This is a genomic window from Reinekea sp., assembly GCF_982785585.1.
Window position 1 is genome coordinate 76,110 of record NZ_CEYAVF010000007.1, and the last position, 20,494, is coordinate 96,603.

Here is a 20,494-nt window from a genome sequence, read left to right on the forward strand (position 1 = left end):
ATCGGCGTAACTGAAATCTCAGCCTATAAAGCTGCCGGCTGGGTCGGAACTGCCGATGCGCTTGGCTTCTGATCCGCTGTCGAGGTAAGGGCTTGGGCAATAAAAAGCAAAAATTCTATTATTTATTTGCATACTGGTTAATTTTCCAATACAACTAACTCAAAGCCAAATGCGAATAACGATAGGGATCCGATGTATGGTACCAAAGCCCCCAAAAGTCCTTGCTGGACGCCAAAACTGGCTTAAGGCGTCAGACTTTAAGCTTGACGATTTGCAAGCGGTGCTGGCGCACAAGCTGAAGCTGTCCGATCTAACATTTGCCGACGACATCCAGCAGCAGGTGCCGCTCTATGATGGACCCGCACTGTTGGCACAGATGCACGCCGACACCAGCGGTGAACAAAGCGCTCAAATACAATCTGAGTGGCAATGGGTGTGGGAGTCCGGGCCGGGTATTCTGGTGATTAAGCAGGCCTTTGCGGATGCCCAGGTAATCGATCGGGCCAAGTCCTTGTTTGATGATATCTATCAGCATGAAAAACTGGCAGAGCGCTCCGCCACGGACCATTTCGCCAAGCCCGGTGCCAATGAACGCATTTGGAATGCCGCTGAAAAGCTCTGCGTTCAGGACCCAGAGCTCTTTGCACGCTATTACGGCAATGAGCTGCTGCGCCTGGCGGCCACCGCCTGGTTAGGGCCCGGTTACCAAATTACCTCACAAACCAACAGCGTCAACCCAGGGGGTCAGGCCCAGGTCGCGCATCGGGACTACCATCTGGGTTTTATGACGCCTGATCAGGCCGAGGCGTATCCGGCGCATATCCATCGACTGTCGCCCGCGCTGACGCTGCAATGTGCCATCGCGCATGTCGATATGCCCCTGGAAAGCGGACCGACCCTCTACTTGCCGCATTCGCAAAAATATCCGCTCGGCTATCTGCTTGCCGACTGCGCGCCATTGCACGACTACTTTGCGACCCATAGAGTTCAGTTAGCGTTGGCAAAGGGCGACCTGGTACTGTTCAATCCGGCGCTGTTTCATGCCGCGGGTACCAATACTAGCAAGGATATCAAGCGCGCCGCCAACCTGTTGCAGATCTCGTCACCCTTTGGCCGGGCCATGGAAAGTGTCGATCGTGCCAAGATGAGTCGGCTGCTGTTCCCACAGCTCAAAGCCTTGGCCGCCTCCGGTGAACTCAGTGCCGCGCAGATCGATGCCGTGGTCGCCGCCTCGGCGGAAGGTTATGCCTTCCCGACCAATCTGGACCTGGACCCGCCGCGCGGCGGTTTGGCCCCACCGAGTCAGCAAGCACTGCTGCGCCAAGCGTTGGCTGAGCAGTGGAGTGAGGCGGCCCTTGAGCTGGCCTTAGAACGCCATGGCGAGAAACGCACGACCTAAAGCAACTGCAACGATGCCGGTACTGGCGGGCGTTGCGTTTTTTGGCTTCGGCGGTCATAAAAAAGCCGCCAGAAAGGCGGCCTAGGGTACTCAGGGCGGGCTAAGATGAGTCTGCCTTAGAGCGAGCGCAACATCCGTCGGGCGACCTCGACCATGCGGTCTTCCAGATCGCTGAATATTTCATTGCGATCGAAGCGCTCCGGATGCTCGGCCAAAATAAGGCGCAGCTCGCGACCGAATTCGCGGCGCAGCTCGGTACCAATATTGTATTTGCAAATACCCGAAGAACGACCCAACTCAGCGCGTTGCTTGGGGTCGACACCGGAGCCACCGTGAATCACCAGGGGCACATCGGTCAGCGCCTCAATCTGACGCAGCAGCTGTTCATCGAGCCGGGTGACACTGTCCGTTTGCAGGTGCACATTGCCGATCGATACGGCCATCGCGTCCACACCGGTACGCTGGGCAAACAGCTGCGCCTCCTCTGCGTCGGTGCCCAAGGACGCCGCGCCGGCGGCATAACCGACTTGACCGATCTCGCCCTCAACCCCGACTTTGAGGCCCTGGGCCAACTCAACCACGGCGCGTGTTTGGGCAATATTGTCGAGTAGCGGCAGATGCGAGCCATCAAACATCAGACCGGTGAATCCGGCCGCCAGTGCGGCGCGACACTCATCGATGGAGCGTGAGTGATCCAGATGCACGACCACCGGCACGCTCACGCTATCGGCCACATGGCACATCATGGCACCCAAGATCGGCAGCGGTGTGTGCTTGCGACAACCCGGTCCGGCCTGCAAAATAAGCGGTCGCCGTTCGGCTTCCGCCGCCCGAGCATAGCCGCGCATATCTTCCCAGCCGAGGCACACCACGCCGGCCACGGCATAGTGGTTACGCGCGGCATCTTGCAGTACGTCGCGCAGATTGGCGATCATTTGAACGCAGACCACATCGACTTCATACCCGGAATGGTCTCTAACTGACCGGCATGTTCGGCCTGAAAATGCGGCGTTAAGCCGCGCTTGGTTAAGCCACCGAGAATGGTGAAGTAATACATCTGATAGCCGGGCAGAACGCAGCAGGGGTGATAGCCCTTATCGATAATAAAGGTCGAGCCGTCGACCACGTGAAAGGCCGCGCCGGGCTCACCGTCGGTCGCTTGCAACATTTGCAGCGCAGAGCCGTTGTTCGGTTTAAAACGAAAATTATAGGTTTCATCGTGGTGCGTCTCGGCATCGCCGCGATCGTCGGAATGCTTGTGACTCGGGAAGCCGGACCAACCGCCCTCGCCCACGGTAAAGAGTTCTGACACCAACAAGAGGCCAACCCGACCCTGCTGCTTCATGCCGAGAATGTGTTTTATTTTACGATGGGTCTTGGTGTCATCCGAACCGTATTGAATCACATCAACATCATCGGCAAAGACCGCAAAGGGCTCCAAAACTTGATCAAACTTGGCACCGGCGATAAAGATTTCGGCCTGCTCGGAGTCACAGACAATTTCAGCGGCCATGGCGGTAGGCACGTAAATGCCTTCCGGCTCGGCGTCCCAGACATCTTCACTGCGCAGACCGATCTGACCGATCGCATTGCCCTCGACCGACACGCTGATGCGCCCAGTGGCCGGCACGATACAGGTTTCATAGCCGGCCACACTGTATTGAAAGACTTCACCGCGCTTGAGTTTCACTATATTAAAATAGTTCAGTGGCACGCGATCGTGGTCGACGTCAACGATCGGTTTGTTCTGATTATCAAAGGGTTTAATGTGCATCACAGATCTCCAATAGGATGTTGGTCGGCCGAGTGGGCCGCCTGAAATTCGTTGAGTTCGGCCAGGGTTGGCATCGCCGGGGCACAACCCACGCGGGCCACCACAATGGCGGCACAGGCACTGGCCTGGAGCAGCGCCGTCGCGAAGGGTTCGGCGCGTGACAGACTCGCCAACAACCCGCCTAAGAATGCGTCACCGGCGCCAATGGGTTTGAGCGCAGTAACCGAGTAGATGCCGGTCTCAATGGCCGGACCCTGCGGCGCAAAGGCCAGCGAACCCTGGGCTCCACGCTTATAGATGACCCACTTGTTGCGCAACGCCAGCGAGCGCGCATAGGCCTCGCCCTGGGCATAGCTGCCGGACATATGACCAAACTCATCGTCGTTGCCGACTAGCAGGTCAACGCACTCGACCGCCTGTTGATAAACCTCCAGCGCGGCACTGGCGCTCTGCCAAGAGTAAGGCCGATAATCCAGATCAAGCACAGTGAGCACACCGGCGGCCTTGGCACGCTTCAAGGCCAAGAGCGTGGCGGCCCGAGACGGCTCGAGCGTTAGACACGTACCGGTGACCACGACCGCACGGAAACGACTGAAATCGATCGCCTCGATGTGCGCAACGCTCATCTGAAAGTCAGCCGCCTGATTGCGATAAATAACGGTTTGCTGGTTTTCGATGCGCGATTCGGCCAAGGCCAGGCTGGTGCGGACGTCGCCGTCGAGTGTATGAAGGAGATCTGTCGCGATGCCATAATTCGCCAATTGCTGCACCACAAAGCGCCCGACCGCGTCATTGGAGACCGACGTGGCGAGCCAGGTCGGCTGTTCAAATCGGCTCAGCGCGGCGGCAATGTTGCCACTGGAACCACCCAGCTCGGCGCTAAAGTTGGTCGCCTCTTCAATACGAGTGCCGGGCGGATGTGGATAAAGATCCATTCCGGCCCGGCCCATAACCAAAAACGGTAGGTCTGACGACGCCAGAATGGATAACACTTAGACCCCCTTGCGCTGACGGGCGCGACCGGATTCAACTTCTTTATGCCCGGCGGTAACGCTGGCCGAATTGGAAATGGCTGGCGTGCCCACTTCCCACCAGGCGTGACCCTCGGTGGTCCAACCGTCATAGGGATCGACGTTCATCACGATGACATAGGTATTGGTCGAGGCTTTAGCGCGCAGAAAAGCCGCTTGCAACTGATCGACTGTGTCGACCCGCTCAGAGGTGGCACCCATACTCTGCGCATGGGCGGCAAAATCGACCCGATGCTGATTACTGGCGGTGGGCGTATCGGCAATGAGATTGTTATAGCTTTCATTACCCTTGCCCTTCTGCAGCTTATTGATCACCGCGAAGCCGCCATTATCCAGCACCATGATGATCAGTTTCTTCTCGGTCAGCACGGCGCTGTAAATATCCGAGTTCATCAACAGATAGGAGCCATCACCGGTCCACACAATGGTGTCACTGTCGGGCTGGGTTTCACTCTGGGCAATACGGGCGCCCCAACCACCGGCGATCTCATAACCCATGCAACTGAAACCGAATTCGATATCCACCGAGCTGGTTGCCAAGGTGCGCCAATTGGCCGCCAGTTCCGCCGGCAAGCCACCGGCGGCAGCCACGATACGGTCCTCAGGACTGCACATGCCATTGATCACGCCAATCACCTGGGCGTAACGGTTAGGACCCTGTTGACTGTCGGTGTTGCGCGCGCGGATCAACGCCCAGCTGGCATTTTCGTGCGCTGCCGTGGCCAGCCAAGCAGGGCTGCTGTGAAACGCACCCATTAGGGCGGACAGGGCCGGTAAACTCTCTTTCGCGCCGGCCACGACTGCCGTACCCCGATGTTTGAGCGCATCGAATCGTGCCGGGTTGATCTTGATTAACGCCGACTCTAGGGCAAACACGCTCCACGAACCGGTGGTAAAATCCTGCAGGCGCGTGCCAACGCAGAGCACCACGTCGGCCAGATTGGCTAAATTATTGGCCGACTCCGAGCCGGTGACACCAATTGGGCCGCAGTTCAGCGGATGGTCCCAGAGCAAGTTGGCGCGCCCGGCGATGGTCTCGACCACCGGAATCTGATGCCGTTCGGCGAAGGCACGCAATTCCTCGATGGCATCACCATATTGCACGCCACCACCGGCGATAATAAGCGGCGTCTTGGCCTTAGCTAAGGCTTGTGCGGCCTGCTCCAGTTCGACCGGGTCGGGCATGATGGCGCGCACACGGTGCACCACCGGTTCAAAAAATGACACCGGATAATCGTAGGTCCAACCCTGCACGTCCTGCGGCAAGCCGATAAAGGCAGGGCCGCAATCGGCCGGATCCAACATGACCCCAAGCGCTTGCGGCAAAGACTGCAAAATTTGCGCGGGGTGGGTAATGCGGTCCCAATATCGGGTCACAGCCTTAAAGCTATCGGTGACCCCCAAGCTGGGGTTGTTGAAATGCTCGACCTGCTGCAGCACCGGATCGGGCAACCGGGTCAAGAAGTTATCACCACACAACATTAGCATGGGTAACCGATTGGCCATTGCCAAGGCGGATGAGGTTACTAAATTCGCGGTACCGGGACCGGCGGATGCGGTACAAAACATAAAGCGCTTGCGCCGATAAAACTTGGCATAGGCCGCCGCAGCAAAACCCATAGATTGCTCATGTTGACCGCGATAAAGCGGCAGCTTGTCATGCGCTTCATACATCGCCTCACCCAGGCAGGTAACATTGCCATGGCCAAAGATACCGAACCCGCCGCCACAGATACGCTGGCGTTCGCCATCAAGCTCGATCCATTGGTTCTCGAGGTACTTTATGATCGCTTGTGCTGTGGTTAAGCGTACCGTTTCAGACATTTTAAACTCCCACTATTGATTTTCTAAGGTCAACAAGATATAACATTTGCAACCGGTTGCAAACAGAGTATATATGAAAATAATAAATGTGGGGGTTATTGGTGGCGGATATATGGGTAAAGCCCATTCTGTCGCGGCGCGCAGCGTCAGTGCGGTCTTCGAACTCGACGCTGAGATCGTATTGGCGGGCATCGCGGCATCCTCGCCCGCCAGCGCACAACGCTATGCCAAAAAGTTTGACGCGAGAATAGCTTTCGATAGCCCAGAGGAGCTGATCAACTCCGATCTGATCGATGCGGTGATTATCGCCTCGCCGCAGGACACCCACCTAGACTATGTACGCGCTTGCGCTGCAGTCGGCAAGCCGGTGCTGTGCGAGAAACCCATGGGCCGCAATACCGCCGAGGCGGCCGAGATTGCCCTAGCGGCCAAGGATATAGTAAATCTGGTCGGCTACAATTACATCAACACGCCCGCCACGGCCCATGCGCGCCAGCTGATTGCCGATGGCGCGATCGGCGACATCACCTGGTTTCGCGGCGAGCACAATGAAGACTTTATGGCCCCAATTGGCTCCGGCGATGGCAATTGGCGCCTGCTCGGCGATGCCAATGGCACACTCGGCGATCTCGCACCCCATATGCTGCAGTGCGCCCTAACCCTATGTGGACCGATCAACGCACTGGTCGCCGATATCACCAGCCGACCCGAAGTGCGTGACCAAGATCCGAGCACGCCATGCAATGACGACCAGGTGCAGCTGATGACCCGATTCGCCAACGGTGCCAATGGCCTGTTGTCGTTTTCGCGCGTCGCACATGGCTGCAAAATGCGCTACGCCTATGAGATCCATGGCACCCGCGGTAGCTTACGCTTCGATCAGGAAGATCAAAACGCGCTCTGGCTCTATCAACCCGAAGATGGACCGAACGCCGGTTTCAAACGCATTCTGGCCGGCCCGGATCACGGCGACTACCGCTATTTTTGTCAGGGGCCCGCGCACGGCACCGGCTTTCAAGACCAGATTATTATCGAACAAGCCAACTTCTTTAAGGCGATTCTGTCCAATACCGTTGCGTGGCCATCCTTCGATGACGGCGTGGCCGTAATGCGCGTCATGGATGGTATTAGAGCATCCCACAAGACCTCTGGCTGGATCAGCCTTGCAAACAAATAACCTAGGATACTAACTATAATGGCAATACGTATTGGTAACGCGCCCTGCTCTTGGGGTGTTGAATTTGCGGACGATCCCCGTAATCCACCCTGGCAACAGGTGTTACAAGATTGTGCGGCGGCCGGTTATCGCGGCATCGAGTTAGGCCCCGTGGGCTACCTACCCGAAGATCGGGCGCAACTCGACGACGCCTTACAAAAAGAAGACCTGACCTTAACGGCCGGCGTGGTGTTCCAACCCTTCCATGACGCCAATGGCTTCGCAGAAGTCTTCGACACAGCGGAACGAACCGCCAAGGCATTGGCCTCTCAGGGTGCTCAGCACCTGGTGCTAATCGATTCAATATCAGCGCGGCGCGCACCGACGGCTGGACGCCCATCTGAGGCCGAGCAACTGAGCAGCAGTGAATGGCAGGGCTTTGTCGAGCGCATCAAAACCGTTTCAAAGATGGCGCGTGACGACTATGGCCTAACGGTCAGCATCCACAGTCATGCGGCAGGCTTTATGGACTTCCATGATGAGCTTGAGCGCTTGATGCAGGAGGTCGACGCCGATCTGCTTAAGTTGTGCATCGATACTGGGCATCAAACCTACGCCGGATTCGACCCGATTAACTTTATGGAGCGCTATTACGATCGTTTGGCTTATGTCCACTGCAAGGACATCGATCCTAAGATCAAAGCCGATGTCATCCTGCAACGTACCGACTTTTATAAAGCCTGTGGCGACGGTATCTTCTGCAACCTCGGCCAGGGTGAAGTGAAGTTCGATGCATTGCACAAATTACTTACCCAACGTGGTTATCAAGGTTGGATGACCGTCGAGCAGGATTGCGATCCGTTGCTCGAGGTGTCACCCCTGAGCGATGCCATCACCAACCGCGAATTTTTAGCCAGTATGGGCTTTTAGGAGATACAGATGACAACAATAAACTGGGGCTTAATCGGCGGTGGCCGAGGCAGTCAGATTGGACCGGCGCATCGGCTTGCGGCGCGGCTCGATGGCCTCTATAACTTTACCGCCGGCGCACTAGACCATCGCGCCGAGGAGGGTCGAGCCTATGGCCAAGAGCTCGGGTTGGACCCAAGCCGAAGCTATGGTGACTGGCGCGAAATGCTTGCCGGCGAGTCTGCACGGGCCGACCGGGTGGATCTGGTCACGGTTGCCACGCCGAACAATACCCACTTTGAGATCACCAAGGCCTTTTTGGAGGCCGGCTTTAACGTTTTATGCGAAAAGCCGCTCACCATGACGCCGAAAGAAGCCCAAAGCCTAATCGGGGTGGCCCGCGAGAGTGGCAAAATATGCGCCGTCAATTATGGCTACACCGGTTACGCCCTAGTGCGTCATATGCGTGCCATGGTCGCGCGCGGAGATATCGGCAAGGTGCGCATGGTCTTTACCGAGTTCGCCCACGGTCATCATGCCGATGCCGCCGATGCCGATAATCCGCGCGTGCGCTGGCGCTATGATCCGGAGATGGTCGGTGTCTCGGCGCAATTCGCCGACTGCGGCATTCATGCCTTGCACCTGGCCACCTTTGTCACCAATCAGCGCGTTGAACGCCTCTCGGCGGACTGCGTCAGCCTGATCCCGAGCCGAACCTTAGAAGATGATGCGATGGTTAATTTTCGCATGTCTGAAGGCACCGTCGGTCGTCTCTGGACCTCTTCTTGCGCGCTCGGTCGGCAACATGGCTTGGGCATTCAGGTGTTTGGTGAAACCGGCGGGTTGCGCTGGACCCAAGAGCAACCGAACCAGCTCTTTTACACCCCGCTGGGCGGCCGAACGCAGATCATCGAACGCGGTGAGGGCGGTTTATCACCTGAGGCCGATCGCTCCAGTCGAGTGACCATCGGTCATTCCGAAGGCATGCCCCTGGCCTTTGGCAATATCTACTCTGAACTGGCCACCGCAATTCATGCGCTTAAGGCTGGTCAAACTCCGGACTTGGGCTTGGTGCCCTTGGTCGAAGCCGGGGCAGACTCCATCAGTGCGATTGCCGCAGTGGCCCGCTCTGGCAACAATAATGGTCAGTGGGTCGAGCTCTAGCGAGGCCGATCAGGCAGCCCTGCTCGCCGGATGGCGAGCGGGGTTGTTTAGCAGCTTAGGGATCATTAAGTTTAGAGCTTGGCCGCAGTTTAGCTGAGGGCCTTGGGCAAGGTATCGCGCTCGATGATTTGGCACGGCAACAGCTTAGCGCTGGGCTGGTAAGCCTCTTTAGATTGCAGCTGGGCTTGCAAACAGTCTACCGTTACCTCAACAATCTGGGCCAGCGGCTGGGCCACCGTGGTCAGGCGAATATTGTCCCACGCCGCCATCTCAACATTGTTAAAACCAATAATGCCAACCGCTTCGGGTACCTGGATACCGCCACGGCGCAACGCGCTCATAGCACCGATAGAGACCACATCATCACCGCAAAAATAGCCCTGCGCTAGTTCACCGGCCATTAACACCTGCATCGCCTCAAAGCCGCCTTCAAAACTGTAGGTTTGAGAATAACCAATTTGAAACTGGACCCCTGCATGTGCTTCGACAACATCCATAAAGCCCGCCAAACGATCGCGTGTCGAGGTCGAGCTCTCAGGCCCGCCTAGGAAGCCAACACTCTGGTAACCACAAGCCAGTAGACGGCGCGCTGCGATTCGTCCGGCTTCCCGGTTATCGATGCCAACCACATCAAAGTCACCATCATTGTCGCGCCCGAACGCATGCACCACCGGCAAGCCCGCTTCGGCAAAGGCGCTGGCAAAGCTGATCGGCAGGGTTGAGGTCGCCACCACCACAGCGTCAACCTGATATTGCATCAATAGATCCAAACTGCGCAGCGGCTCGACTTCATCGGTGAGATTAATTAACAGGGTGCGCAGTCCACGCGCTTGCAGCAGGCGGGTAAAGATGTCGAACCACTCAAGATAGACGGGATTGTGAAAGTTGTTGGCCACCAGACCGACCAGACCGGTCAGGCCGGTGGTCAGGCTGCGCGCTAGTATATTGGGCCGATAACCCAGTTCCGTGGCCGCCTCGCGCACACGCAGCAAGGTGCTCGGCGCGACGGACGCCCCGACGGTAAAGCTGCGCGAAACAGCACTGCGGCTAACGCCGGCAAGCTTAGCAACCTCTGCTAGCGTGACACGATTCTTCGTTGTACGAGACACTCGGTATCCAGTTAGGGTAATGTTCGATTAGCATCTCAACGGGTGTCGAAAGCCTTTTACCATACTACCACGATAGGCTGCGTGAAGAGTCCGAGAAGCCGTCGATTAAACGTTCGACGTGGCAGACGGATGGGAATTGCTCCAATGAGCTATAAATTAGCGACCAGGACTCGCCCAGCGGGGAAAAGAACAGCTAAACGGCCCATCGCCTTAAACAGGGATGAGCCGGTTGTCGCTAGACCAGAATCTCAGAAAGGTGCACCGCACGCCCTTCTTCGACCGACTTCAAAGCAGCATCTGCCAAGGCCATTGCCATCAGACCATCATGCCCGGTCGTGGGCGGTGCAATACCGTCCTCAACCGCCGCAACGAAGGCCCGAATCTCGGCTTCGTACGCCGGCATATAACGCTCCATAAAAAAGTTCAGCAGGGGCCGGCGCTGAAAGCCGTCGGCATTGGCGATCGTGACTCGATTCTCATGATGGTTCTCCGCTGACACCAAGCCCTTAGAGCCGAGCACTTCAATCCGCTGATCATAGCCATAGGTTGCCCGACGACTGTTCGAAATCACTGCTTGACGCCCAGATGCAGTGGTCAGCAAGATATTGGCGCTGTCGTAATCGCCCGCCTTACCGATCTCGTCATCGACCAGAACCGATGCTGCAGCCTGGACTGTGGTTACCTCTTCGCCCAGCAACCAACGCGCCACGTCGAAGTCATGGATGGTCATATCGCGGAAGATACCGCCGGAACGCTTGATATAATCGACCGGAGGCGCGCCAGGGTCGCGACTGGTAATGGATACCATCTCGACCTTGCCGATCGCACCGTCATCGATTGCCGTTTTAACCCCGATAAAATCCGGGTCGAAGCGGCGATTAAAACCGACCATCAAAGTACCCTTGGTCTCATTGACGACTTTTAAGCATTCCTTGACGCGCTGCAAACTGAGATCGACAGGCTTCTCACAAAACACCGCCTTGCCGGCGCGACAGAACTGTTCGATCAGGTCAGCGTGGGTGTCCGTCGGGGTGCAGATAATCACACCGTCGACATCATTCGCCGCGGCGATATCATCAATGGTCCGAATATCACAGCCATATTGATCTGCCATTGCCTGCGCAGCGGCGGCAAAGGGCTCCGCGATGGCGACCAGGGTGGCGCCTGCTGTTGCAGCGATGGCAGCAGCATGCGCCTTACCAATGCGCCCTGCACCCAAAATACCAATGCGAATTGTCATGATTTTGCTCCGTTAGGCCCGGCCTAAACATATAATTGTTGAGTAAGATTAAAAATACGTCCGTTAACCGGCAGATGCTTAGGCATCCACCTCGTACGCAGGGTCGGTTTTTGCGCCAGTAATATAGGCGACAACATCCTCACCCGAGGTATCTTCTTTGCGCAGGTTAGCGACAATGCGGCCACGTCGGAACACCACGATGCGGTCGACTAGATCAAAGACTTGGCGCATATTATGCGAGATTAGGATCAATGGCTCACCGGCCTCCTTGAGCGTCCGGACAATATTTTCCACCTGCGCCGTCTCCTGCACACCCAGGGCGGCCGTCGGCTCGTCCATGATGGTCAGTTTTGAATGGAAGGTCGCAGTACGCGCAATCGCGACGCACTGACGCTGGCCGCCCGACATATTACTGATCGGGTTATCGACGTTAGGAATCTTTACGCCGGTACGCTCGAGTGATTTGAGCGTCTCGCTGCGCATTGCCTTAAAATCCAAAATCGAAAAGGGCCCACATTTAAACAGGAACTTTTCACGACCCAAAAATAAATTATCCGGCACGTTCAGCGCGTCGGCTAAGGCTAGGTTCTGGAACACCGTTTCAATGCCAGCTTCTCGTGCTTCGAGCGGGCCGGCGAAATCAACCGCCTGGCCATCAAAATAAACCTTGCCAGAACTGCGTTGCTCGACGCCAGTAATCTGCCGTACAAAGGTCGATTTACCGGCACCGTTATCGCCCATAATGGCGACGTGCTCACCTTGCCGGATCTCGAAGTCCGCACCCACCAGGGCCTGAACGCCACCGTAGTGTTTCGTGAGGCCTTCGGTTTTTAGAATTATATCGTTCATCTCGAAATCCTCTATTAATTACGCGCTGCTTGTTGCCGCGCTCGCCATTGATCGAGCAGCACGGCTGCGACAATAATGGCTCCCTTCGCCATCTCCTGGTAGAAAGCATCAAGCTTCATAAAGGTAAATCCAGAAATAATAACACCGAAAATCAACGCACCGATGCAAGTACCCAGTACCGAACCACGACCACCGGCGAGCGAAGTGCCGCCGATAACCGCCATCGCGATCGCATCCAGTTCGTACATCACGCCCATGCCAGATTGGCCAGTCAACGCCTTGGAACTGAGCACAATGGCCGCCAGGGCCGAGAGGAAACCGGCGATCGCATAGATTAGAACTTTGAGTCGATCGACATCGATGCCCGACATCCGCGCCGCCTGTTCATTCGAACCGATGGCGTAGGTATGCTTACCGTAGCGGGTATATTTGAGTAACAGGTGCATGACCAGGGCGGCACCTAAAAAGATAAACACCGGGGTCATACCTGCGCCAATCGCGGCGTAATCTTCCTGCAGATACGAAATAGGCTTACCTTTCGTGGTCCAGTTGGCCACACCCCGGGCAAACAGCATCATGCCTAGGGTGACAATAAAGGGCGGTATCTTACCGTACGCAATCAACAGACCATTGATCACCCCCGCGAGCAAACCTGCGGCCAGTGCCGCAACGATCGCAACAATAACGGGCAGATCAAGGAAGGCTATGCCCAACACAGGGGCGGTATTCTCCATTCCATATTGGTTAATGGAGCTCTGAGCAAACATCGTTCCGACCATTGCGGCAGCGCCAACAATTGAGCCCGAACTGAGGTCGATACCACCGGCGATGATCACCTGGGTCACACCCAAGGCAATGATGCCAATAATAGCAACTTGTAAAATAATGATTCGCAGACGCGCTTCGTTAAATAAGGTATCGATGCCGTCACGAGTATTGAAAAGGAAACTATCACCAACAAAGAGTCGACCCAGTATCTCAAACAGTAAAACAATTACCACGAATGCAACAAAGACATTTAGTTCGGGTGGACGATGACGTTTCTTAGGGTCGTACTTAAGACCGCCAAGACCATGTGCTAAACCAGCCATGACACTATCTCCTGGGGATTATGGGGAAGTATGTTTTTGAAAAGAATAGGGGCTCAAGAATGAGCCCCAGTATAACAATCTTACTTAGTTTCGGTTCGCGTACTGATCCGCATTTGACGGTACGACGAGCTCGAATGGCACGTATACTTCACGGTCAACTTTTTCACCATTGAGCAGCTTGATGGCCGCGTTTACAGCGCCTTCGCCCTGAGCAGCAGCGTTCTGGAAGACAGTTACATCCAGATCTCCGCCTTTCATTGCAGCGATTGCATCATCGGTTGCGTCAACACCACCGATCACCACTGTATCCATATCGATACCAGCAGATTTCAATGCTTGAACAACACCCATCGCCATTTCGTCATTGTTCGCGATAACGAAGTCGAACGGCTCGCCAGTAGACAACCAGTTAGTCATGATGTCTTGTGCTTTAGTACGCTGCCATTGACCGGTCGTCTTTGGTGCGACCAAGGTCATGAAGTTACACATATCCAAGCCCATTACTTGCTCGGCATCCGCAGTACGCTGAATGGCCGCTTCAGAGGTCAACTGACCCATCAGCAAGTAGCCGCGAGCGCCGCCTGCTTTGCCTTCGGCACGCAGTTGGTTACACATTGCAAAAGTTTGCAGCGTACCAGACTCGATCTCATTTGAGGCAACATAGGCCGCCATAGAACCCAACTGCTGGATCGGTATTGGCTTACGGTTAACGTAGATAGCTGGGATGCCGGCATCGGCCAATGCTTTAGTCATTGGTTGGGCCGCTGAAGAATCGACCGACTGGATGATGACCGCATCAACGCCGTTGGCGATAAAGTTATTGACCTGGTCTATCTGACGACCTTGGTCGTTGTTTGCATCGACTTGAATCATTTCATGACCCAATGATTCCGCATAGGCTTCTGCACCGTTGCGCAAAATGGTCGAGAACTTGTCATCAAACAGATAAGCCGCGTACCCGAAGGTTAACGTGTCAGCTGCGTGAGCTTGGGCAAACAAAGCAGAGGCGAGACTAGCCGCCAGTAATGTTTTTTTCATCTTTATCTCCGGCAGGTGTCTGGTCCACCCGTTAATTTTTTTTATTGTCCAGAACCCCAAGTGGGGCAACCTCTCTATCCAAACACTTATTTAGAGCTTTTGCAACCGGTTGCAAGCAGAAACTACCAGCTTCGCCCTAACCCTGCGGCCTGTACGAATTGTGCTGATCTTTCTTGGCTTGCAAACCCTGTGTTGCAGCTACCGAAACACTCTAGCAACAATAATTTCAAATCACAATAATTTAGAATAAATATTCCAATAAGTTTTGATAAGCCTCATTTTGGTGCGCAAACCCATTGTCGGCGGCCCAATCAAAGAGGCCCCTTGCAGGGCACGAATAGCGGGTCGATCAGGTGTGCCGGCCAACGGGTTAAGCCTTGACGCGAGTCGGATCGGTCAGACCTATGGCCAGGGCCTGAGCCACGCAAAGCGAAGCCGACAAGGACCGAATGCCATGAATCGACGCTTCTTGCACTGCCAGGACCGCAGTCGCCTGTGCCGCAAGTGGACTTAAGTGGCTGTCGGTGATCAGTACCACGGGTATGCCGCGGGCAAAGGCATCGCGGGCAACGTTCTGCGTTTCTTGGCCATAGGGATGAAAACTGATCGCAATGAGAACATCATTTGCGCCCATTGAGCTGGCTTGCTCCTGCGTCAAGCCACCCACACCATCAATTAAAAACGCGCGCCGTTCCGCGTGACGCAGCGCATAGCCAAAATAAGAGGCGACAACAAAGGCCCGGCGCACGCCCATCACATAGATGGTCTGGGCGTCATTGAGCAGCTGCTCGGCCTTTTCAAGCTGAGCCAGGTCGACATCTGTCACCAGTTGGTCCAAGGCTGAGGAATTTGCTGCGGAAAACTGACGCAACAGGCTGATCGGGTTGGCATCGGCCTGGTCACCCTCGGACTCTCGGGCGATGCGCATTCTGTCGTTATAACTGGGCGCCTCGGCGCGCAACTGCTCTTTGAATAGATTTTGCATTTCTGAAAAACCACTGTAGCCAAAAGAGCTCGCAAAGCGCACGAGAGTGGACGGGTGCACCCCGGCATCACGCGCAATCACCACGACGGTGCCGAACGCAATTTCGTTGGGGTGATCGAGCAGGTACTGGGCGACCTGGAACAAACGTTTACTCAAGTTTGTCTGGTTTGCCGTGATTTGCGCTTTAAGTTCAGCGAGCGTCTTAGCAGGCGTGTGTGTCATTATCGATGCGCTCTCTTAGTATTTGTGGCGGTTAAATCCACTGACCTAAACATCATCTATAAAAAATCTGCCGAAAAATGGTCTGGCTTGAGGCATACTCCTACTCAGCCTATTGTCTCGGCTACCATCGTTATTCAAGCTCGCATTAAGGTTTTAAGATGATTAGAGATCAAGATTTAGAGTTCTTTCGCCCGGTCTGGCGGCGCTATGCTGTCACCACAGTCTGCCTGTTGTGGACCCTTTTCGAATGGCTGGTTGCGGGCAGTCCATTTTGGGGCATGCTCACGGGTGCCATGGCAATCTATTGCTATTACCGCCTATTCTACACCTTCGAGCTGCCCGAAGCGCCTGAACAATAGCGTTATTGAGGCGACTACGGATTGGCTTTGTCGCCCCGCCAACGACTGTAGCGCGCCTCTTACGGCGCCCTAACGTGAGGCCTTCAACTTATCGGCTTCGATAATCCAGGCGTGATCCGGATCGTTGTGGAAAATCCACTCTCGCGCTGGCCCGGCCATCACATTGAGATAGTAAGAGGTATAGCCGTGCGGTGCGCCAACGGGATGGTAGCCCTCCGGCACCATAACCACGCCGTGATTCTCAATCGCCATGGTCTCGTCAATCGAGCGATTGTCGGTATAGACGCGCTGGAAAACAAAGCCCTGATCTGGATCGATACGATGGTAATAAGTCTCCTCGAGTTTTGTCTCCGTTGGTGCCAGATCCCGATCATGCTTGTGCGGCGGGTAGCTCGACCAGTTGCCATCGGGTGTGATGACTTCACACACCAGAAGTTTTTCAGCCGCCATATTACCGAACAAAATATTGCATACGTGACGTTGATTGGTGCCGATGCCGCGTGTTTCAAATCGAGTATCAGCCGGGGTGATCAGCCGGGCTGGGTACTGTCCCATGGCCGGCGCTGAACATACAGCAAGTTCCAAATCGGTTTCCGCAGTTACCTCGTAGGCATCCGACGGCGGCACATAAACCGCGTATGGCGCTTTTTGTTCGAATAGGCTGGTGCGTTCACCGATATGCGACCAAGACTCTTTTAGCGTCTTAACGCTCGCCTTGCCAGTGAGAATAACCAGACAGACCTCATTGTTGAGGGAGTCGGCCTTGAGTGATCGCCCCGCCTTCAGCTTATAAACCTCGAAACCAACGTATTCCCAACCCGCTGACTCTGGCGTGATATGTTGAATTCGGCCATTTTGATCGGGCTCTGATACAGGTGACAGTAAACGAGACATAGTTTCCCTCAATTGGTTGGTTTGCTCTGGCACGTGACGGACCCACAAACGATTCAGCGTGCGCGCTGATGTCGATCGATACTAAAGGCTCTTTGTTCAGGACTAAAGCTCTTTTTAGAATTTTTATTCTATTTTATGGTCTTTTTCGAATGAAATTGATCATTTAGTGTTCATCGGTCGCCCTAAGGTACTGATATTGTTTGCGAAAGTTACATTGTGAAATGTAGTTTCCAGATATTTGACTAAATAGAAAAAAAATTCTATTCTGTCGTATCTAAAAAATTTTATCGCCAAAATTTTCTGCGCTCTGCCCCCACAGATACCTATAAAAGCAGAGAACTAGACATACAGAGGACTAAAAAAAATGAGCGACCTAAAAAAGACTGTCGGTGCGCGTAATCTCGATATTATCTGTGTCGGCCGCGCCGCGGTAGATCTGTATGGCCAACAGATCGGCGCTCGCTTAGAAGACATGGGCAGCTTTGCGAAATACCTCGGTGGCTCATCGGGCAACATTGCCTACGGCACCGCCCGCCTGGGTTTGCGCTCGGCCATGCTGACCCGCGTCGGTGACGAGCATATGGGTCGTTTTGTGCGCGAGGAGTTTGACGCTGCCGGCGTCGACACCAGCCATGTCATCACCGATAGCGAACGCCTAACCGGCCTGGTAATTCTGGGCATAAAAGATCGCGACACCTTCCCGCTCATTTTCTATCGTAACGACTGCGCCGATATGGCCTTAAGCAAAGACGATTTTACGCCAACCTTTATCGCCTCGAGTCGCTCACTGTTGATTACCGGTACCCACCTGTCTAAGCCTTCGACATTTCAGGCCTGTATGACCGCCATCGACTATGCCAAGGACGCCGGCACCAAGGTCGTGCTCGATATAGATTACCGCCCTGTACTGTGGGGGCTGACTGGCATGGGCGAGGGCGAGAACCGCTTTGTCTCCGATGCCAATGTCAGCAAGCACCTGCAAAGCGTCTTGCCTTATCTCGACCTGATCGTGGGAACCGAGGAAGAGGTGCATATAGCCGGCGGCACGACCGATACCATCGCGGCACTGAAAACCATTCGCCGACTCACCAATGCCACCATTGTCCTCAAGTTAGGCGCCCTGGGCTGTACCGTGCTCGACGGCGACATTCCGCCATCTGAGGCGGATTTCGATGTCTTCACAGGCGTTCGGGTCGATGTATTAAATGTGCTTGGGGCCGGCGATGCCTTTATCAGCGGCTTCTTACGCGGCTGGCTAAACGGCGAAGATCACCAAACCTGTTGCCAGTATGCCAATGCCTGCGGGGCGTTGGTGGTATCTCGTCATGGCTGTGCGCCGGCCATTCCGTCCGCCGAAGAGCTTGATTATTATATCGAACATGCCGCGGATATTGCTCGACCCGACACGGACCGCGAGCTCAACTATTTGCATCGAGTGACCACCCGGCGCAAAGCGAAGTGGCATGAAATATTCGGCCTGGCCTATGACCACCGAATTCAACTCTTTAATATGGCTCGAGAAACCGGCACCGATGAGCAGCGCATCAACCTACTTAAGCAGCTCTTGGTCAAGGCCACCCAGCACGGTGCCGACGCGGCCCAGCTCGATGGCAATATCGGAGTGCTGATCGATGATACCTATGGGCAAGAGGCGCTCAATGATCTCACCGGACGAGGCTGGTGGATCGGTCGGCCGGTCGAGTTGCCGACCTCTAACCCCATTGAATTGGAAGGCGGACGGTCGATCGGCAGCCGATTGCGCGAGTGGCCGCTGGAGCATGTGGTCAAGTGCTTAATCTTCTACCATCCCGACCAGCCGCAAGAGCAGCGCAATCTGCAAGAGCGTCAGGCCAAGGAACTCTACGAAGCCTGTTGCGTCTCTGGTCACGAGTTACTGCTCGAACTGATCCCGCCTCGAGAGCTGGCACAGGATGAAGACACCTTGGTGCGGTCGCTGCAACGATTCTACAATCTGGGCATTCGACCCGACTGGTGGAAGCTGCCGGCACCCTCTGCGGCCACTTGGGCTAAGTTGACTCAATTGATTCAGGCCCGAGCGCCGCATTGCCGCGGTATTCTGTTGTTAGGCCTGGATGCCCCTATTGAAGAGCTCAAGCGCGACTTTGCCAACTCCGCCGGGTTTGATATCTGCAAAGGCTTTACCGTCGGGCGGACCCTTTGGGCCAAGGAGAGCTATCGCTGGTTGGCGAATGAGATTAGTGACGAACAATTTATCGAACAGGTCGGCAATAACTACTTCGATCTTATTCAACACTGGCGGAATCGCGGTTAGGTTGGCCCAGCCACAGAGCCGCCGATTTAAACTAAAACCACACACATTTTATCAGCCAGCTTGCGGTCCAAACCCGGCTGGCGCTGAGGAGTAATGACATGACGGTACGCATCGGTATTAACCCGCTGACCTGGACCAACGACGATCTTCCCGCCTTAGGTGCGGATACATCGCTGGAAACCTGCCTTTCCGAGGGCAAGCTGGCCGGTTACAGCGGCTTCGAACTGGGTCAGAAATTTCCTCGCCAAGCTGAGATTCTCAGCCCTATTCTCGACGCCCATGGCCTGGTACTGGTCTCGGGCTGGTACAGCAGCCTACTGCTGGAGCGCAGCGTTGAGGATGAGATCGCCGCGCTACAGGATCATCTGAACTTACTCAAGCAACTGGGCTCGACCGTAATGGTCTATTGCGAGGTCAGCCGCTGCATCCATGGCGATCTGGACACCCCGGTCAGCAAGCGTCCGAAGATGACCGAGGCTGAATGGCCGGAGTTTCTTACGCGGATCAACAAGGTCGGCGAATACCTACAAAGCCAAGGCGTGGCCTTGGCTTACCACCACCATATGGGCACGGTAATTGAGACCGAGGACGATATCGATCGCCTGATGGCCGGTACCTCCGAGGCCGTCGGTCTGTTACTCGACTCTGGCCACCTAACCTTTGCCGGCGGGGATGTTGTTGCGGTCGCAACCCGACATGCGCAGCGTATCAAGCACGTGCACTGCAAGGATGTTCGTAAGGCAGTGTTAGCGGACAGTAAAAACCGTAATTTGAGCTTCTTAAATTCGGTTTTGAATGGCACCTTTACTGTGCCCGGCGACGGCTTTATTGACTATCCGGCTGTTTTTGCGGTGCTCAAGTCGCATAACTACAGCGGTTGGCTAGTCGTTGAGGCCGAACAGGATCCTGCTGTGGCGCATCCCCTGACCTATGCCAAGCTGGGCCATGCCAACCTGAGCCGACTCTGTGCCGACGCCGGTATTGACGTCGACGCTTAGGGTTGAATCGTAAGGGTGCCCATTATCGCTGGGTACCCGACCTGCCCTGGCTCTCCGCCAGGGTCGCTGCAAGCATGGCACACCCTAGCTCTTCAACTATTGGCTTCGGACGCCGGTAACTCACTGCTGGTTTCAACACTGATGTGCTTGAGAAACTCA

The 20,494-nt window shown here is 55.3% G+C and carries 18 protein-coding genes; 7 read left to right on the forward strand and 11 right to left on the reverse strand.

Going from position 1 to position 20,494, the window contains the following annotated elements:
* Positions 1-196: 196 nt before the first annotated feature.
* A complete protein-coding gene (locus tag AC4FIC_RS04980) occupies positions 197-1,399 on the forward strand; it encodes a phytanoyl-CoA dioxygenase family protein (RefSeq protein ID WP_287438559.1) in 1,203 nt (400 codons plus the stop codon).
* Between the two features lie 116 nt (positions 1,400-1,515).
* Here AC4FIC_RS04980 and AC4FIC_RS04985 read toward each other — a convergent pair whose 3' ends face one another.
* Genes AC4FIC_RS04985 through iolD form a run of 4 tightly spaced genes read right to left on the reverse strand, consistent with a single transcriptional unit; the run spans position 1,516 to position 6,028 of the window.
* Complete coding sequence (locus AC4FIC_RS04985) at positions 1,516-2,334, reverse strand: class II fructose-bisphosphate aldolase (RefSeq protein WP_273285770.1); 819 nt, start codon at positions 2,332-2,334, stop codon at positions 1,516-1,518.
* Positions 2,331-3,173: a 5-deoxy-glucuronate isomerase gene (locus tag AC4FIC_RS04990; protein ID WP_100258565.1), complete on the reverse strand. Its 843-nt coding sequence runs from the start codon at positions 3,171-3,173 to the stop codon at positions 2,331-2,333. Before AC4FIC_RS04990 ends, AC4FIC_RS04985 begins: the two co-directional genes overlap by 4 nt.
* Positions 3,173-4,123, reverse strand: coding sequence for a 5-dehydro-2-deoxygluconokinase (gene iolC, locus AC4FIC_RS04995; RefSeq protein ID WP_100258819.1), 951 nt, complete (start codon positions 4,121-4,123; stop codon positions 3,173-3,175). Before iolC ends, AC4FIC_RS04990 begins: the two co-directional genes overlap by 1 nt.
* A 42-nt stretch (positions 4,124-4,165) precedes the next feature.
* A complete protein-coding gene (gene iolD, locus AC4FIC_RS05000; protein ID WP_100258566.1) occupies positions 4,166-6,028 on the reverse strand; it encodes a 3D-(3,5/4)-trihydroxycyclohexane-1,2-dione acylhydrolase (decyclizing) in 1,863 nt (620 codons plus the stop codon).
* Between the two features lie 73 nt (positions 6,029-6,101).
* Here iolD and AC4FIC_RS05005 point away from each other — a divergent pair, with 73 nt between their 5' ends.
* Genes AC4FIC_RS05005 through AC4FIC_RS05015 form a run of 3 tightly spaced genes read left to right on the forward strand, consistent with a single transcriptional unit; the run spans position 6,102 to position 9,257 of the window.
* Positions 6,102-7,205 carry a Gfo/Idh/MocA family protein gene (locus AC4FIC_RS05005; protein ID WP_273285768.1) on the forward strand — a complete coding sequence of 368 codons (1,104 nt, stop codon included), beginning with the start codon at positions 6,102-6,104 and terminating at the stop codon, positions 7,203-7,205.
* 18 nt (positions 7,206-7,223) lie between these two features.
* Positions 7,224-8,114, forward strand: coding sequence for a TIM barrel protein (locus tag AC4FIC_RS05010; RefSeq protein ID WP_476194823.1), 891 nt, complete (start codon positions 7,224-7,226; stop codon positions 8,112-8,114).
* Positions 8,115-8,123: 9 nt separating this feature from the next.
* The gene (locus AC4FIC_RS05015) at positions 8,124-9,257 is read left to right on the forward strand and encodes a Gfo/Idh/MocA family protein (RefSeq protein ID WP_273285766.1); all 1,134 of its coding nucleotides are present in this window, start codon (positions 8,124-8,126) and stop codon (positions 9,255-9,257) included.
* Between the two features lie 89 nt (positions 9,258-9,346).
* On the opposite strand, the gene AC4FIC_RS05020 is transcribed toward AC4FIC_RS05015, so the two are convergent.
* The 6 genes from AC4FIC_RS05020 to AC4FIC_RS05045 all read right to left on the reverse strand — a co-directional run bounded on the left by AC4FIC_RS05020 (position 9,347) and on the right by AC4FIC_RS05045 (position 15,791).
* Entirely contained in the window at positions 9,347-10,366 is a 1,020-nt protein-coding gene (locus tag AC4FIC_RS05020) for a LacI family DNA-binding transcriptional regulator (protein WP_273285765.1), read from the reverse strand.
* Between the two features lie 235 nt (positions 10,367-10,601).
* Positions 10,602-11,606, reverse strand: coding sequence for an inositol 2-dehydrogenase (gene iolG, locus AC4FIC_RS05025; protein ID WP_273285764.1), 1,005 nt, complete (start codon positions 11,604-11,606; stop codon positions 10,602-10,604).
* Positions 11,607-11,684: 78 nt separating this feature from the next.
* Positions 11,685-12,455: an ATP-binding cassette domain-containing protein gene (locus AC4FIC_RS05030; RefSeq protein WP_100258572.1), complete on the reverse strand. Its 771-nt coding sequence runs from the start codon at positions 12,453-12,455 to the stop codon at positions 11,685-11,687.
* Between the two features lie 14 nt (positions 12,456-12,469).
* Positions 12,470-13,546 (reverse strand): ABC transporter permease, encoded by a 1,077-nt coding sequence (locus AC4FIC_RS05035; RefSeq protein ID WP_273285763.1) that lies wholly within the window; start codon positions 13,544-13,546, stop codon positions 12,470-12,472.
* Positions 13,547-13,630: 84 nt separating this feature from the next.
* The gene (locus AC4FIC_RS05040) at positions 13,631-14,584 is read right to left on the reverse strand and encodes a substrate-binding domain-containing protein (protein WP_287420312.1); all 954 of its coding nucleotides are present in this window, start codon (positions 14,582-14,584) and stop codon (positions 13,631-13,633) included.
* 370 nt (positions 14,585-14,954) lie between these two features.
* Positions 14,955-15,791 carry a MurR/RpiR family transcriptional regulator gene (locus AC4FIC_RS05045; protein ID WP_273285761.1) on the reverse strand — a complete coding sequence of 279 codons (837 nt, stop codon included), beginning with the start codon at positions 15,789-15,791 and terminating at the stop codon, positions 14,955-14,957.
* A gap of 158 nt (positions 15,792-15,949) precedes the next feature.
* Between AC4FIC_RS05045 and AC4FIC_RS05050 the strand changes: the two genes are divergently transcribed.
* A complete protein-coding gene (locus AC4FIC_RS05050) occupies positions 15,950-16,150 on the forward strand; it encodes a hypothetical protein (RefSeq protein ID WP_273285760.1) in 201 nt (66 codons plus the stop codon).
* A 69-nt stretch (positions 16,151-16,219) separates the two neighbouring features.
* Here the strand turns inward: AC4FIC_RS05050 and iolB are convergent, their stop codons facing one another.
* On the reverse strand, positions 16,220-17,044 hold the full coding sequence (gene iolB / locus AC4FIC_RS05055) for a 5-deoxy-glucuronate isomerase (RefSeq protein WP_273285759.1): 825 nt from the start codon (positions 17,042-17,044) through the stop codon (positions 16,220-16,222).
* Between the two features lie 364 nt (positions 17,045-17,408).
* Between iolB and AC4FIC_RS05060 the strand changes: the two genes are divergently transcribed.
* Together AC4FIC_RS05060 and iolE are read left to right on the forward strand one after the other, a co-directional pair.
* Positions 17,409-19,337, forward strand: a complete 1,929-nt coding sequence (locus AC4FIC_RS05060) for a bifunctional 5-dehydro-2-deoxygluconokinase/5-dehydro-2-deoxyphosphogluconate aldolase (RefSeq protein WP_100258577.1) — start codon at positions 17,409-17,411, stop codon at positions 19,335-19,337.
* A gap of 98 nt (positions 19,338-19,435) precedes the next feature.
* A complete protein-coding gene (gene iolE, locus AC4FIC_RS05065) occupies positions 19,436-20,335 on the forward strand; it encodes a myo-inosose-2 dehydratase (protein WP_100258578.1) in 900 nt (299 codons plus the stop codon).
* Positions 20,336-20,494: the final 159 nt, after the last annotated feature.

Excerpts from the sequence above, each read along its gene's own strand:
- AC4FIC_RS04980 (WP_287438559.1), top strand. The coding sequence starts at position 197 with ATGGTACCAAAGCCCCCAAAAGTCCTTGCTGGACGCCAAAACTGGCTT.
- AC4FIC_RS04985 (WP_273285770.1), bottom strand. The coding sequence starts at position 2,334 with ATGATCGCCAATCTGCGCGACGTACTGCAAGATGCCGCGCGTAACCAC.
- AC4FIC_RS04990 (WP_100258565.1), bottom strand. The coding sequence starts at position 3,173 with ATGCACATTAAACCCTTTGATAATCAGAACAAACCGATCGTTGACGTC.
- iolC (WP_100258819.1), bottom strand. The coding sequence starts at position 4,123 with ATGGGCCGGGCCGGAATGGATCTTTATCCACATCCGCCCGGCACTCGT.
- iolD (WP_100258566.1), bottom strand. The coding sequence starts at position 6,028 with ATGTCTGAAACGGTACGCTTAACCACAGCACAAGCGATCATAAAGTAC.
- AC4FIC_RS05005 (WP_273285768.1), top strand. The coding sequence starts at position 6,102 with ATGAAAATAATAAATGTGGGGGTTATTGGTGGCGGATATATGGGTAAA.
- AC4FIC_RS05010 (WP_476194823.1), top strand. The coding sequence starts at position 7,224 with ATGGCAATACGTATTGGTAACGCGCCCTGCTCTTGGGGTGTTGAATTT.
- AC4FIC_RS05015 (WP_273285766.1), top strand. The coding sequence starts at position 8,124 with ATGACAACAATAAACTGGGGCTTAATCGGCGGTGGCCGAGGCAGTCAG.
- iolG (WP_273285764.1), bottom strand. The coding sequence starts at position 11,606 with ATGACAATTCGCATTGGTATTTTGGGTGCAGGGCGCATTGGTAAGGCG.
- AC4FIC_RS05030 (WP_100258572.1), bottom strand. The coding sequence starts at position 12,455 with ATGAACGATATAATTCTAAAAACCGAAGGCCTCACGAAACACTACGGT.
- AC4FIC_RS05035 (WP_273285763.1), bottom strand. The coding sequence starts at position 13,546 with ATGGCTGGTTTAGCACATGGTCTTGGCGGTCTTAAGTACGACCCTAAG.
- AC4FIC_RS05040 (WP_287420312.1), bottom strand. The coding sequence starts at position 14,584 with ATGAAAAAAACATTACTGGCGGCTAGTCTCGCCTCTGCTTTGTTTGCC.
- AC4FIC_RS05045 (WP_273285761.1), bottom strand. The coding sequence starts at position 15,791 with ATGACACACACGCCTGCTAAGACGCTCGCTGAACTTAAAGCGCAAATC.
- AC4FIC_RS05050 (WP_273285760.1), top strand. The coding sequence starts at position 15,950 with ATGATTAGAGATCAAGATTTAGAGTTCTTTCGCCCGGTCTGGCGGCGC.
- iolB (WP_273285759.1), bottom strand. The coding sequence starts at position 17,044 with ATGTCTCGTTTACTGTCACCTGTATCAGAGCCCGATCAAAATGGCCGA.
- AC4FIC_RS05060 (WP_100258577.1), top strand. The coding sequence starts at position 17,409 with ATGAGCGACCTAAAAAAGACTGTCGGTGCGCGTAATCTCGATATTATC.
- iolE (WP_100258578.1), top strand. The coding sequence starts at position 19,436 with ATGACGGTACGCATCGGTATTAACCCGCTGACCTGGACCAACGACGAT.